Origin of the sequence: Psittacicella hinzii, from assembly GCF_003585885.1 — a bacterium.
Classification (GTDB): domain Bacteria; phylum Pseudomonadota; class Gammaproteobacteria; order Enterobacterales; family Psittacicellaceae; genus Psittacicella.
Genome location: NZ_NRHC01000089.1, coordinates 1 through 14708 on the forward strand (window position 1 = coordinate 1; position 14708 = coordinate 14708).

General features: G+C 39.3%; 7 protein-coding genes and 1 pseudogene. 7 read left to right on the top strand and 1 reads right to left on the bottom strand.

The window, feature by feature from the left end; translation table 11 throughout:
• The first annotated feature begins 259 nt into the window (after positions 1-259).
• The 6 genes and pseudogenes from CKF54_RS06515 (at position 260) to CKF54_RS06535 (ending at position 12784) form a co-directional block, all read left to right on the top strand.
• Positions 260-904 carry an NAD(P)-dependent oxidoreductase gene (locus CKF54_RS06515; protein WP_119525555.1) on the top strand — a complete coding sequence of 215 codons (645 nt, stop codon included), beginning with the start codon at positions 260-262 and terminating at the stop codon, positions 902-904.
• A gap of 409 nt (positions 905-1313) precedes the next feature.
• The gene (locus tag CKF54_RS06520) at positions 1314-3602 is read left to right on the top strand and encodes a RimK family alpha-L-glutamate ligase (RefSeq protein ID WP_147396830.1); all 2289 of its coding nucleotides are present in this window, start codon (positions 1314-1316) and stop codon (positions 3600-3602) included.
• Between the two features lie 85 nt (positions 3603-3687).
• Entirely contained in the window at positions 3688-5919 is a 2232-nt protein-coding gene (locus tag CKF54_RS06525; protein WP_119525557.1) for a helicase-related protein, read from the top strand.
• Between the two features lie 1163 nt (positions 5920-7082).
• Positions 7083-7799 (top strand): annotated as a pseudogene (locus CKF54_RS08275) (DEAD/DEAH box helicase); the annotation flags it as partial.
• 402 nt (positions 7800-8201) lie between these two features.
• Positions 8202-11891 carry an ATP-dependent RNA helicase HrpA gene (gene hrpA / locus CKF54_RS08280; RefSeq protein WP_262407825.1) on the top strand — a complete coding sequence of 1230 codons (3690 nt, stop codon included), beginning with the start codon at positions 8202-8204 and terminating at the stop codon, positions 11889-11891.
• 320 nt (positions 11892-12211) lie between these two features.
• Positions 12212-12784, top strand: coding sequence for a DJ-1 family glyoxalase III (locus CKF54_RS06535; RefSeq protein WP_119525558.1), 573 nt, complete (start codon positions 12212-12214; stop codon positions 12782-12784).
• A gap of 235 nt (positions 12785-13019) precedes the next feature.
• On the opposite strand, the gene trmD is transcribed toward CKF54_RS06535, so the two are convergent.
• Positions 13020-13838, bottom strand: a complete 819-nt coding sequence (trmD, locus tag CKF54_RS06540; protein ID WP_119525559.1) for a tRNA (guanosine(37)-N1)-methyltransferase TrmD — start codon at positions 13836-13838, stop codon at positions 13020-13022.
• 429 nt (positions 13839-14267) lie between these two features.
• Between trmD and CKF54_RS06545 the strand changes: the two genes are divergently transcribed.
• The coding region (locus CKF54_RS06545; RefSeq protein WP_222987553.1) for a DAPG hydrolase family protein at positions 14268-14708 on the top strand (441 nt) is incomplete at its 3' end.

Genomic DNA, 14708 nt, shown 5'->3' on the forward strand with positions numbered 1-14708 from the left:
AGCAGAACAGCAGAACAGCAAAAAAAATTTAAATTTTTTTCACTATTCTTAGTAGAGAGCCACGCAATTATTACTTCAATGTAACCATGTAGAAGTAAATGTAACTACTTGTTTTACCTATTTTTTTAGAGCTATAATTATTCACGTAAACAAAAAAACAAAAATAAAAACAACCTTTGAGTAGGAACACAATAAAGACAATCTACTCATTGCAAGACAACAATCGTAACACAAACAACAGTAAAATAAGGAATTCATCATGAAAGTATTAGTATTAAGTTCTAACGGTAAAGTAGGTACATTAGTAGCAAAAGAATTATTAGCTCGTGGTCACCAAGTTACAGGTAACTCTCACTCTGCTAACCGTAATGCTTTCATCACTAACTTTATTGAAAAAGATATCCGCTCTCTAACTAAAGAAGACGTAGCTGGCTACGATGCAGTAGTATGTGCTTATGGTGCATTTGGTGTTCCTAACCTTGGTGAACTATTCGCTTCAGTTAACCAACACCTACTACAAATTTTAGAAGATAGCCCTGCTTACTTATATGTAGTTGGTGGTGCTGGTGCAATGATTGTAGACGCAGCATCAGGTACTCGTTTAGTAGATACACCAGATTTCCCTGAAGTATTCTTTGACTTAGCAAGCGCTCAAGCTAACTCTTTACGTCGTGATTTTGCACCAAACAAAAAAGTAAACTGGGTATTTGTTTCTCCTGCTGTAGAATTTGATGCAGATGCTCCACTAACTAAAAACGTTGCTATCGCTGGTCCATTTTTCAGCGTAAATAACCAAGGTGAAAGCTTTATCTCTTACGCTGATTACGCTTGGGAATTAGTAAACCAAATCGAAGCGAGAAAATTCAACCGCGCATGGATTAACTTCCGTCAAGGTGACAAATAATCTAGCTCATTAATCTTACTTAAATTTCTTTCTAGAAATATTATCAAGGTCTTGCCACAGGCTATTTAACAATGAACAAGTCCTTGGTTAATTGACACAAGCTTAGTCCGGTTAGTCTAACTAACCGGACTATTTTCACACATCCAGAGCTATCCCCTCAAATATAAATACACAACAAAACCTAAAATCAACATTTATTTGCAGTGCAGCTAAAAGATTTTTTAAATCATAAACTACTAGCCCTCAAGTTAAAAAGAAAATACAAAAAAGCGCTCTAAACCTCTCGGTAAATCAAGCTTATATATCTGCTTCAAAATCGTCTTTTTGTTATAATATAAGCACTTCTTTTAATTTACAATTTGCCTGCTTTTTAAGACCAAACCTTGGTCTTTCTTTGCGTTTTAAAGCTATGAGAAAAACCTATCGCATCATAAATTTAGTTAAACAATCGCAAATCTACTCAAACCTTGCCCTTGAAGAAGCTATTAACAAGTTCAACCAAGAACAAGAAAACATCTATCTAGATTTTCAACACTATGATCTAGATAACTTTGTTCTGCTTATGCACGATAACCAACTCAAAATAGCTTACAGCTCTCAGCAACCTCAAAGAGAGGTTTATCATCACCCTGAAGATGTTTATGCTAGCCAACAACTAGCGGAACAAGCGAAACAAGGTAAGCAAGCAGAACAAGTTGCACAAGATGGTATGAGCTACTTTGATGCAAGTAATGTAGATTTTGTTTTGAGTCGTTTTGGACCCCAGTTTAACCACAATGGTTTTGCGGTAGTTCAGGCTTTTGAAATGCTGGGAGTTAGTGTTGCAAATGGTATTACTGGGTTAAGAAATTGTCGCGATAAATGGCAATGCTACCTCTTGTTAAAAGATCTAGTGCCTCTGGTAAATTCAAGCTTTATGAACTGGAAGCACTACTTAACCTCTCAGGCAGAGTTATTTGCCATGCCGCAAATAACTAAGCCTAATGCTTTTTCCATGGGTGGCAACCAAATTAATCTTGCTTATACGCAAAAGCAACTAGCAAAACAATCTCTCGCAATGCAAAGCTTTGATTTTACTCTTGCCCAAGAGTTTATAAAAAGCTTTGACGCCCGTAACTACGACTTGAGAATTATGGTGCTCAATGGTGAAGTTACTGGTGCTTTCCTGCGTGTGTCGCAAGCTAATAAAATTGCGGCTAACATAGCGCAAGGTGGATATGGGATTCCATATCAAATCACTCCAGAGCTTGAAGCTCAAGCTCTAGCAATTGTTGAGCGTCTGGGATTAGATCTCTCTGGTCTTGATTTTGTCTATAACCAAGAATATAAACAATGGCAATTTTTAGAAGCAAATGCTAATCCAGGATTTTTTGCATATGACAAGGTTTTACAACAAAACTTTGCGGAAAACATTCTGGATTACCTTTTAATCCGCCTAACCGGACATAACCTTGCTTATTTCCAAAGCCCACAAGAGATTAATGAGCAAGTTATTGCTAATTTCCAAAAACTCGATCGCCAACAAGCTTTACAATGGCAACAAACCTATGCGCGTGAACTCGCAACGCAACAGCAAGCGCAAGTTGATCAAGCCGTAGCCCAAGCTACTGCCCAACAATTAAAAGAAAACTTAATTGCTCAAGGTATTCACAATGCTGATGAGCTCGTTGCTCTACATACCGGCATTGACTTATCGCAAGAGCTTAACCAAGATCTTGAGCCTCAAAGTGCCGTGCATACAGTCCTCGAAGAAGTAACAGGAGAAACTCCTATAGTTCCCGATGTTCCTGTAGAGCAAGAGCCAAAAGAACAAACTGCGGTAGAACTCCCAGTAATTGAAACCGATGAATCTCAATTAATCTTTGCCCCAGATCTTTCTTTTATTGAGCAAAGAATTAGTAAACAAAAATCAATTATTGAGCAAGAACAAAGAGATCTCCTTACCCAGGAAAACCTCGAAGAAGTAAAAGTGGTTACCTTTGATACTGCAAACCAAGCACAAGAGCAAACCATTAAACTCGACGAGCTTCCCGAAACTAAAGAGGTTGAGAACAAGTTTACCCAGGTACAACTTACTAGCCAGCTAGAAAACTTACCTGATGAACCAGAGTATTATTTACCTGCAGAAGTTCCTCTCTTCTATAGTCCAGAACAAGCGCAAGGTACTCTTACTTCTCTTACAGCTCAAAGCGCTCAAACGCAAGGGGGTCAAACGCAAAGCTCTCAAAGCTCGCAAGTACATACCCAAGGACAAGAGCTCCAAGCTACTTCATTTGCTTTAGAAAGTAAACCTAGTTCTTCAAGTGCCTCAAGTACTTTAAGCTCTTCAAGTACTTTAAGCACCTCAAGCAACTCAAGCACCCAAAGTGAGTTAGGCGAAGCAAAAGAGCAAAGCGCACAAGGTGAACAAAGTGAACTAAGCGCACTAAACATACCTGATAAGCAAAACTCTGCAAATAGTATCACTGATGTACTAACTAATGATCAAAGTTTAGCCAAAGACCAAAATTTAGCTGGAGATAAATCTCTAGATAACTCTATCGACAAACCTAGAGAGCAAACTACAGATAAATTAACTGGAGACAAGCAATCTCCAGCCCACAACCTGACACTTTCACACAGAAATAATTTCCCTGAGACTACAGACGATCCTATCGCTTTACTGCGTCTGTTAAAGCAGGACAAATTCGACCAATAAACAAGATAAGTTGAGCGAATAATTATTTACGGAAAAATATTTTAAATTATCTTAAATTCTAAACACTTCTACCCAAGGAACAGTAATGTCAAACGAAAAATTATATGATCTTGTTTCAAACTACGAACCCGCAGGGGATCAAATTACCGCTATTGCCGAAGTTAGTTCATGGCTAGACCAAGGTGTCCGTGATATGACTATTCACGGGGTAACTGGTTCTGGTAAAACCTTTACCATGGCTAATATTATTAACAAGGTAAACCGTCCTGCTGTAGTCTACAGCCCGAATAAAGTTCTAGCTTACCAACTTTACGAAGAGCTTAAAGCTTTCTTCCCTAATAATGCCGTGCATTATTATGTCTCTACCTTCGATCTTTATCGTCCAGAGTTCGTAAAAAACAATGAATTTCATACTAAACAATCGGTGAGTAATGAAATTCTAGAGCAAATGGTGCTTGACGCAACTACTGCTCTAGCTACTGGTCGTCGCGATATTATTATCGTCGCTAGTCTCTCATGTATCTATGGTACTGGTGCGCCAGAGATGTATGAAAAATCAATTATCAATCTTGATATTAATACCCCTATTAGTCAACAAGAACTAATTAACCGTTTAGAGCACGCTGGTTACCGTCATACTACCGGTAAATTACAACGTACTCTTTACCGTCAAACTCGTGGTAAGGTTCTAGTTTGTGCTAACGCCTACGAAGAACAAATGCGTGTGTGGGAACTATCTTTTGACGAAGAAGGCTACCTAGAACGTATCCAACAATCTACTCGTGATACTAAAAACGGGGAGATTATTGATGCGCAACGTAATTTAAAAACTGGGCATATTTACCCAGCAACTCGACACACCCAAGACTTTTACACTAACGAAGAACTTGATATCTTGTATGAAAAGATGATCAATGAAGCTAAGGGTATTCGCAACAAATTACGTCCGGATCAATATGAGATTCTTATCCAACGTATTGAGGAAGACATTAACCAAATTAAATTTACTGGTTACTGTAACGGGATAGAGAACTACGCTTGGTACTTTAACCGTAAAAACTTTAATCGTACTTATACTGACGATGATTATGAAAACATGCGTCCATATACGCTCTTTTCATATCTCCATGATGACACAGTGTTCTTTATCGATGAGTCGCACTTAGCTTTAGGACAAATTCAAGCTGCTGCCCGTGCTGACTACTCGCGTAAAAAAGATCTAATCTCAAGCGGTATCCGTTTACCATCTTGCGTAATCAACCGTCCTTTAAAAGGACACGAAGTTCGTGAGTATAATTTCCAAAACGTTTACGTTTCAGCAACGCCAAACGATCGCGAACTCGAACTTTCAGGGAAAGAACACACAGCTCGTCTGTTCATTCGTCCAACTTACCTACTAGATCCAGAAGTTGAAGTAGTTTACGTTAATGAACTTGAAGGTATTAGCTATACCCAACACGTAATCCAACAAATCCGTGAAACTAAAGCTAACGGCGGTGCCGTTCTTCTTCGTTGTCCGGATAGTAAAATTGCTAAACACTACGAGCGTCTGCTGGTTGACCTTGGCTACCGTGCCAAAGTAATGCTAGCTGAAACTCCAGCGCCTGAGCGTCGCCTCTTAGTTGAACGTTTACAGTCAGTTGATAATACTCTAGAACCGCTAGATGTTATTATTGGGGTTAACCTAATCCGTGAGGGGCTAGATATTCCACGTGTGGAAAAAGTATTAATTGTCTATGCTGATGTTGGTGGCTTCCTAAACGATACTACTTCGTTAATCCAGGTTATTGGTAGGGCAGCACGTAATACCAATGGTAAAGTTTACATCTACATGAACAATCGTGAGAAGATGACTAAACAAATTGAAGACGCCATTACCCAAACTATGGAACGTCGTCAATTACAAATGGATTACAACCGTGTTAATAACAAAACGCCACGTACAGCTGTAGCTAACTCGTATCTAAATAATATGATTGCCCGTAGCTACCAAGAGGATCACGAAGATCTCTTTGCAGATGCCAAAGATCTCGGTTTTGATCTTAATGAGATCACTATCGACGCAGAACAGAAGATGATCCACGCACGTAGCTTGGCGTTAAACCACGCGAGCAAAAAAGCAGCGCACCAAGCGCTTGATGCAATCCGCGAAGAAAATGAAGAGGAAACTAACCAAGAGACTCCGAGCCGTAAAGGTATTCCTTTACCAGGGAGCGAGGGCTATGCCCAATGGTTAGAAGAACAACAATCTGAAAATTTAGGCGAAATGAGTGAAACCAAACACAATATCTTCACTTCAAGACGTCGTCGTAAATAAGGAATATTATGTCTGCAAATGATTGGCGAGCAACGCTTGCAAATCTTTCTGGTAATAAAGTTTCTAATAAAATTGCAGTTGATGCTGACCTCAAAGCTAAACTAAAAAGTTTAGTTAAAGATTCCCCAACTGCCGAAACAACACAAGCAAACCAAACAAGCAAGAAAAAACAAAAGTTTTTTGCCCCAAACACCAATAATCCAACTAAAAATGAGAAGGAGCCAACTAAAGCTCCTTCTCAAAATGCGAATAAAAAATCTCAATCTTTAGGGAATGATTTTGCTGCTCTGGCAAACTTACGTGCTGACCTAGCAAAAAGTGAAAAAGAGAATGCTGAACCTATCCGTAAAGCTGGTTTTGGTGGTTACAAGCTCGGCAGTAAGAAAACTAAAGAAGCTGAACAAGCTAACAATGCGCAAGCTGGTCAGGGAGCTGCTCAAGGAGCTGGTCAAGAAGCAAGTCAAACTAGTGCACAAACTAGTGCAAATGGCTCAACAACTAATAACTCAACATCAAATAGCGCAAACTCGCAAAGTAATGCAAGTAGCGCTAAGGCTACAAGCACAAGCTCAAGCTCAACAAACGCAAGCTCTAGCACTAACGCTAAATTAGTTTACGAAAGTAAAGATCTTGCCAGCCTTGCAAAACTTGAACAATTAATTGAGAAAAAGAGCGCTTATGTGGGCATGTCTGCCCCTCGTAATGCAGGTTCAAGCAAAGCTACTTCAGTCTCTAATCAGCTCTTTAATGAAGACGAAGAAGAGAGCGCAGTTTTACGTCAAATTGATCGTTTACAAGCAAAACAACGCAAGATCAAAGCACATAAAGACAATGAGCTAGATGAAGACTATGAAAGCCCTAGCTCTCAACCAGCGCAAACCACTGCCCGCTCAAACCAACCAGCTCAAGCTAAGCATGAGCAACATAAAGGGCAAAGTAAAGCTCAACATAAAGGACAAAACAACAAAGAACGCTTTAGCGTTAATCTAAAAGCAACTCGTGTTTGTTTAGATCTTTTCTTAGCTAAGCTTGAATTAACTTTACGTCAAGAAGAACAGCTTTTTAGACAATTACGTCAGGAACAAGAGAAAGCGCAAGTTGAGTTAACGCCACAAGCAACGCAAGCTTTCTTAGCAGCATTACAAGTTACAGAGCTTAAAGAGCTGACCCCAGAGCAAGTAGAAAAAGTAGAAGTTGCTAATCTCAATAGCAAAGAACTTCAACTTTTACAAAAATTTACGCTTGCTTGCTTAGCTCAAGCTGAAATTTATCAACAACGTCAAGCTGCTTTACCTACAAGCCTTGAGTATAACCCTGATCTCCCTGTTTCACAGCAAATCGAGCTTATTCGTAAACTTCTGCGTTACAACCAAGTAGTAGTAATTGCCGGAGACACAGGTTCTGGTAAAACTACCCAGATTCCAAAACTCTGTCTTGAGCTTGGTTATAGCAAAAAAGGTTATATCGGTCATACTCAACCTCGTCGTATTGCTGCTTCTTCTGTGGCAAAACGTATTGCTGAAGAACTTAATACCGAGTTTGGTGGAGTTGTAGGCTATAAAGTTCGTTTTAATGAACAAGTTTCAGCGCAAACCCATATTAAACTAATGACAGACGGTATCTTACTTGCTGAAATGCAAAATGATCCTCTGTTAAAACAATACTCTTGTTTAATTATCGATGAAGCTCACGAACGCTCATTAAACAACGACTTTATCCTAGGTTACTTAAAACTAATCCTTGCTCGTCGTCCTGATTTAAAAGTAATTATTACTTCGGCAACTATCGACGTGCATCGTTTCTCACGTCACTTTAACAACTGTCCAGTGGTAGAAGTAGCGGGAAGAACTTTCCCTGTGGAAGTACGTTACCGTCCTCTTACTCTAGACCAGTTTGTTTCGGATTCTAGTGTTAATGAAGCTGCTTACTTTGCGGAGCTAGAACAAGATCTCAAAGATCACCCGCAAGAGTATGCGCAAGAACACGAGAGTGCACAAGCCTATGCCCAAGTAAGTGAGAGTACTTTGGCAACGCAAAGCTCAACAGAGAGTAACGCAGGCACCTCGACAAATGCTAGTCTAAAAGCAACGGCACCAGCTACGCAAACAGCACAAGTAGCACCAGCTACACAAACAGCAGGACAAACAGCGCAAGCAACAACTTCTGGTTCAGTAAATAGCTCAACCAGCTCTAACGAGTTCCCTGCACGTGGGACTACTGTAGGACATTCACGTCGCCGTCAAGCTAACTTGCGTGCTGATGAAACCTTTGGTTTAAGCACCGTGAACCCTTACGCAAGTGATAATGATGCTGGCTCTGCTTTTGCTCGGCGTATCTATAGCGATAAATCTCCAAAAGCTGAAGATTTAGCCACACAAAAAGCACAAGCAACAGAGACAAACAATCAAGCGCAAGATAATAACCAAGGGCAAGCTTTAGATTCTGCTACAACTTCAACTTATACTTCTGTTTCAGCTTCTGTTTCAGCTTCTGCTTCAGCTTCTAGCTCGCAGACTTTTGTTCGAGAAAGAACTGGCACAAATGAAGCAAGCAATGCAAGCACAGCTAACACTGCAAACACAACAAGCACAGCAAACAACTCAAGTTCAGAGCAAAGCTCTGCACGTGTTTTCTCTGCTTCGCAAACCAACGCTAACCACACTGCTTCAAACTTCCGTACTAATCCACAGGACTTAAAGGCATTAAAAAACTATCGTAGTTATGCTGAAGACGAAGATACAAGTATTGATTTAAGTTCAGGGATTATTGCCGCTTGTGAAGAGCTTTTCCAAGAAGGACGTGGAGACATCCTGGTTTTCCTTTCAGGGGAACGTGAAATCCGTGATGTTTCTCATGATCTAAGTCAACACTTTACTCATGTAAATCGTCGCTTCCCTGGCTTAAAAGTTTTACCTTTATATAGCCGTCTTTCAGCAAGTGAGCAACAGTTAATTTTTAAACCAGATGGTAGTTTACGTATTATCTTGGCAACAAATATTGCCGAGACCTCGTTAACAGTTCCGGGAATTAAATATGTAATTGACGCAGGTACAGCACGTATCTCTCGTTACAATTACAAAACCCAAGTACAAGGTTTACCAATTGAAGCTATTTCCAAAGCTTCGGCAAATCAACGTAAAGGTCGTTGTGGTCGTACCAGTCCTGGTATTTGTATTCGTCTCTATAGTCAAGAGGATTTTGACAGTCGTCCAGACTTTACTGATCCAGAGATTAAGCGTACCAATCTGTCTGCGGTAATCCTCAAAATGTTAAGTTTAAACTTACCGCATATTGAAGATTTTCCGTTCTTAGAAGCACCAGAACGTTCGTTTATTCGTAGTGGTTTACGTTTACTTGAACAGCTAGAAGCTATCCGTGTAACTGACTCTGGTTATGTTATTAACAAACTTGGTAAACAACTAGCAGAGTTACCAGTTGATCCTCGTCTAGGACGCATGATCCTTGAAGCTTCGCATCTAGGATCATTAAATGAAATGCTAATCCTTGCAGCTGGCATGACCGTAGTTGATGTCCGTGAACGTCCACAAGGTAAAGCAGAACATGCGCAACAACTACATGCAGAGTACAAGGATAAAAACTCTGACTATATGACCTTGCTCAACTTATGGAACTTCTTATTTGCGGAGAAAATGTCTAATACCCAATTTAGAAAGTTCTGTAAGCGTCGCTACCTCAACTATCTGCGTGTGCGTGAATGGCAAGATCTGTATAGCCAACTCAAACTTGTTGCCTTACAGTTAAAACTCAAACTCAATCAAGTACCAGCAAGTTATCCTGAAATTCACCGCGCAATGTTACCTGGTCTGCTTGATCATATTGCGCAAATTGATTCTTCGGATAAACTACTTTACCGTGGGGCGCGTGGCAAGACTTTCCGTTTCTTCAACACTTCAGTGTTGTACAAACAACGTAAGTCTTGGGTAATGGTAAGTGAAATGCTTCACTTAAACCAAACCTACGCTATGTTAGGGGCAAGTATTGAGCCAAGTTGGGTAGAGCCTTATGCTCGTCACTTACTCAAATACGCTTATCAACAACCACACTGGTCGAAAAAACGTGGGGAAGTTTGTGCTTACATGAGCGCTAACCTCTTTGGTTTAACTATTATTGATAAACGTTTAGTAAGCTACAGTAAAGTAGATCCTGAAGTAAGTCGTGCTCTCTTTATCCGCCAAGCTCTTGTTGAGCAAAACTGGGATAAAGAATATGATTTCTACTTACACAACAATACTTTACTTGCGCAAGCGCTTAAAGTGGAAGAACAGCAACGTAAACGTGGCATAGTTATTTCCGAAGAAGATCTATTCCACTGGTATGCTTCGCGTATTCCAGCCCACGTCAACAGCAATGTAAGCTTTGCGCGTTGGTGGGAAAAACAGGAGAAAAAAGATCCACACTATCTCGATATCAATCTAGAGCAAGTACTCAATCCAGAACAAGAATTAACTTCTTTCCCAGAGTATATCCAAGATCAACACTGGAAGCTCAAACTAAACTACCTCTTTGATCCAGAGGCAAAATGGGACGGGGTTAATGTTCTAATTCCAATTCAGTACTTACAAGGTTTAGATCCGCGTCTCTACCAGTGGCACATAGCTAACTATCGCCAAGAATTAGTTGAAGCGTTAATTCGTAACTTACCAAAAAACTTACGTAAACAATTAATTCCGGCACCAGATTATGCTCGTGTTTTCTGTGAACGTATCAATGAAGTGTTAAGCGAAAAAGGTAAAGTACTAAGTTTTTACCAAGTACTAGCGCAAACCTTTAAACGTATTAACGGGGCTTATATTGAAGCTGCTATCTGGCAAGAAGCAGCCAATAACTTACCAGCGCATTTACAGGTTCACTTTAAAGTGTTAGGTTTACAAGGTGAAGTAATTGCTCAAGGTAATGATCTTGCGCAGTTACAGCAAGATCTGCAACATACTTCACAAGAATTGGTTAACACTAAGAGCCAACAAGATCTTGAGCGCGCTAAAGTCTACACTGACTTTAACTTTGCGCAAGAGTTTGGGCAAATGCGTCAACTGAAAAAAGGTGGGATTTTACTAGATAGTTACCCAGCATTAATGCCAGTGTTAACTTTAGAGGCAAGTAAGCGTAAAGCCCTGAACAAACAATTACAAGCTATTCCAGCCCAAGACCTCATGCAGAACAATATCGCTTCTGGGGTTATTATTCAAAACCTCGCAACTGCAAGTGAGCAAAAACGTGTGATGCACGCCGGTCTACGTGACCTTCTCTTACTTAATAGCCAAAACCCTATTAGGTTCTTACAAGAGAAGTTACCTAACAAGGCAAAACTAGCTATGTACTTTAGTGGCAACGTAAGCCAAATTATTGCCGAGTGTATTCGTTGTGCTGCTGATCATATTATGTCGCAATATGATGAACAAGCACACCAACATGGTAAAACAGAGTTATGGAACCAAGCATACTACGAGTTCTTACTCGACAAAATGCGTGGGGAAATTAACCAAACTACCTACAAGGTTGCTCAACTAGTTGAACAAATTCTTGTGCTCGCTAATGACATTAACAAAGAACTCAAAAAAGTTCGCGATCTTGAAGTTATGCTAGCAACCAACGATATTAAACAACAACTAGCAACCTTAACGCGCCAAGACTTTGTCGCGGAACATACGCTTGAGCAGCTTCGTCAAGTACCTCGTTACCTTGAAGCAATCCTCTACCGTTTAGAGCGCATGGGACAAAACCCTGCTCTTGATCAAAAACGTCAAGAGGAAGTAAATGCTTGGGAACAAGTGTATCAAGATCTAGCAAAAGACTGGCCATCTTATCGCGATCCGCAAGCGCTTACAGAACTCTTTTTCATGATCCAAGAGTTCCGTGTAAGCCTCTTTGCGCAAACACTAGGTTCACGTATTCCTGTTTCAAGTAAACGTATTGAACAATATGTTGAACAGATCAAGGAAAACGTAATCTAAGCCTGCGATCTCAGTAAAGAGTGCAAATAAAGTAAGTAAAGAATGCAAATAAAGTAAGTACAGCAAGAGACACAAGTAAAAAGTTAGAGCTCCAAGTAAAAAATTAGATCTACAAGTAAAAAAAGTTAGATTTTTTTACTTTTCTCTAAGTGTCTATATCTGATTAATTATTAGCATTCTACTCTTTTTAAATTTAAGGATAAGTTAAGCTTATCCTTAAATTTTAGATAAGTTTAACCTCTAATAGCTTTTTTTAGTGTATAATAACAAACGACTATATGGTCAATTAATTATTATTCACTTTAACATAAGGAAAGACTATGACTAAAAAAGTTGCAGTATTATTAACTAAAGATTTTGAAACAGTAGAAGCATTAGCGCCAATCGATATTATGCGTCGTGCTGGTTTAGAAGTTACTACTGTATCTTTAGATGATAACCGTTTAGTGAACTCTGCACAAAACGTACCAGTAACAGCTGACGTTGCCTTAGCAGATGTTAAAGATTTTACTGCCTTTGACGCTTTAGTGTTACCAGGCGGTGGTTTAGATGCACAAAAATATGTTGCTCGTGCAGAAGAAGTAACTTACTTTGCGCAAACTCAAGATAAACTTTTAGCAGCTATCTGTATGGCTCCTACGGTAGTAGCTAGCCTTGGTTTATTAAAAGGTGAAACAGTTGTTTGCTACCCTACATTAGAAGCTAACTTAAAAGAACACGGTGCTGACTATACACACCAAACTACAGTTTACTTAGCTGAACGTAATATCTTAACTGGTCAAGCTCCAGGTGCAGCTTATGACTTTGGTTTTGAAATTGTACGCGTACTTTTAGGGGCAGAAAAAGCACAAGCAGTTGCTGGTGAAATGTTCTATCCTTACCAAGCTAAATAATTTAGCTGGCTAAATTCAAAACATACTAGCTTTACCATGCCAATTTAGGCGAGTAAATATAAGTAAAAACTAGTTAGATGGTTGCCTTAGCAACTAACTAGTAACTACAAAAATACTAAGTTTTTTAATTTACAATTTATTAAGTAATTTTCTAACATGCAAAAACACCGTTCTCTTCTTTGCTTGGCAAAGAGGAAAACGGTGTTTCTTAGTATTTGTATCTAATAACAAGCGACTAGTTGTTAGAGTTTGAAGATTTCTTTCTGCGTACTTTACGAGCAAAAGGATCTGGTTCGCCTCTTAACTTGGCAAGTAAACTAATTTGTTGTTTAGTTAATTTATTTTCTGCTTCAAGTTTGGCAATTAGGTCAGGTCTACGTTCTAATGTACGCTTTAGAGCTTGCTCTTGACGCCAGAGCTCAATTTTACCATGGTGTCCAGAGAGAAGAACTTCAGGAACAGCTTCACCCTGATAGACTTCAGGACGAGTATAATGCGGACAGTCAAGTAGGCCCGTAGCAAAGCTATCTTGTTCAGCTGATTCTTTGGTGTTAAGCGCTTGCGGAATATGACGAATAATCGCATCGATCATTGTCATAGCTCCTAACTCGCCTCCGGTTAAGACAAAGTCACCTAAAGACCACTCTTGATCAACATAACGGTCAATAAATCTTTGATCAATTCCCTCATAGCGTCCGCAGATAAAGATGTAGTTGTAATCAAGTTGCGCTAAATCTACACTTGCTTGGTGAGCAAATACCTGTCCTTGAGGAGAAAGTAAAATCACTTGTAGAGGCAAACCTTTAGAAGCTCCCACTTCCTTAGCTGCTTCTAAAGCACGTTCAAGTGGTTCGATTTTCATTAGCATGCCAGGCCCTCCACCAAATGGACGCTCATCAACTGTACGATGTTTATCCGTTGTAAAGTCACGCAGGTTGAAAGTATCTAGTTCGTATAAACCTGCTTTGAGTGCTTGTTTGGTAATCCCCCATTCAGAAATGGCTTTAAACATTTCTGGGAAAATTGTTATTACGCCAAACCACTTTTGTGTCATTAACCTTTCCTCTTTAGATATCTTTTTGCGCTTATTATACCCTAAATTTTTAAGTCATTGTATCCTTCCTAAGTTCTCATCTTTGATAAAGCAAGTCTATCCTTCTTCGATTTAAAGGACAATTATATCCTTATCCAATTTAAGTAGCATATCTATACTTCTCCAAGTTACGTCTATAAAGATACGTCCATTTCAAAGCTTCTATATACTCAATACAAAGGATCTCATCAAGAAAACCAAATCAAAAAAATACCATAAATACTCGAAGGTTCGATTTTTACCATAAAAAGGCTTTTTTCTACCTAGGATAAAGTTTCACAAAAAGCTATTATATACCTGTAAAGAAAAACAAGCTTCAGCATTACTTCAAATCATTTATTTAAATGCTAAGCTATTCAATTTTATCTCAAATATAATAGGAGAAATACCATGACTAAAGAACAAATCCAAAACCTAGTAACTCTACTTGGTGGTCGTCAAATCGTTGGTCCAACTTTAACAGCTGCAGAAGAAAATCACCCTCTAGCTGCTATGTTCAACGCACCTATGGCTGAACCTAATCCAGTTTCTGTTGCTCAAATTTCAGAAGAACTACCTGACTCTTCAGTGGTAACTTTTGAACAAAAAGATCTTTTACTAAGCGAAGAATACCAAGATACTCGTGTAGGTCACAAATTACTCGCTGACGGTTCAGGTTATGTACAATCATATGTACGTGTAGAAAATGCTACTCCAGAAATGTACAACTGGTACTTTGTATGGTTCCCATTTGAAGATATCCGCTACAAAGTTTGGGATCCAAAATGTCACTTCACAATTCGTATAACTGACGAAACTAAAGCACAATTACTAGGGATTCCCGAACAAAGA

Coding starts and splice junctions, on each gene's coding strand:
- CKF54_RS06515 (WP_119525555.1), top strand. CDS start 260: ATGAAAGTATTAGTATTAAGTTCTAACGGTAAAGTAGGTACATTAGTA.
- CKF54_RS06520 (WP_147396830.1), top strand. CDS start 1,314: ATGAGAAAAACCTATCGCATCATAAATTTAGTTAAACAATCGCAAATC.
- CKF54_RS06525 (WP_119525557.1), top strand. CDS start 3,688: ATGTCAAACGAAAAATTATATGATCTTGTTTCAAACTACGAACCCGCA.
- CKF54_RS06535 (WP_119525558.1), top strand. CDS start 12,212: ATGACTAAAAAAGTTGCAGTATTATTAACTAAAGATTTTGAAACAGTA.
- trmD (WP_119525559.1), bottom strand. CDS start 13,838: ATGACACAAAAGTGGTTTGGCGTAATAACAATTTTCCCAGAAATGTTT.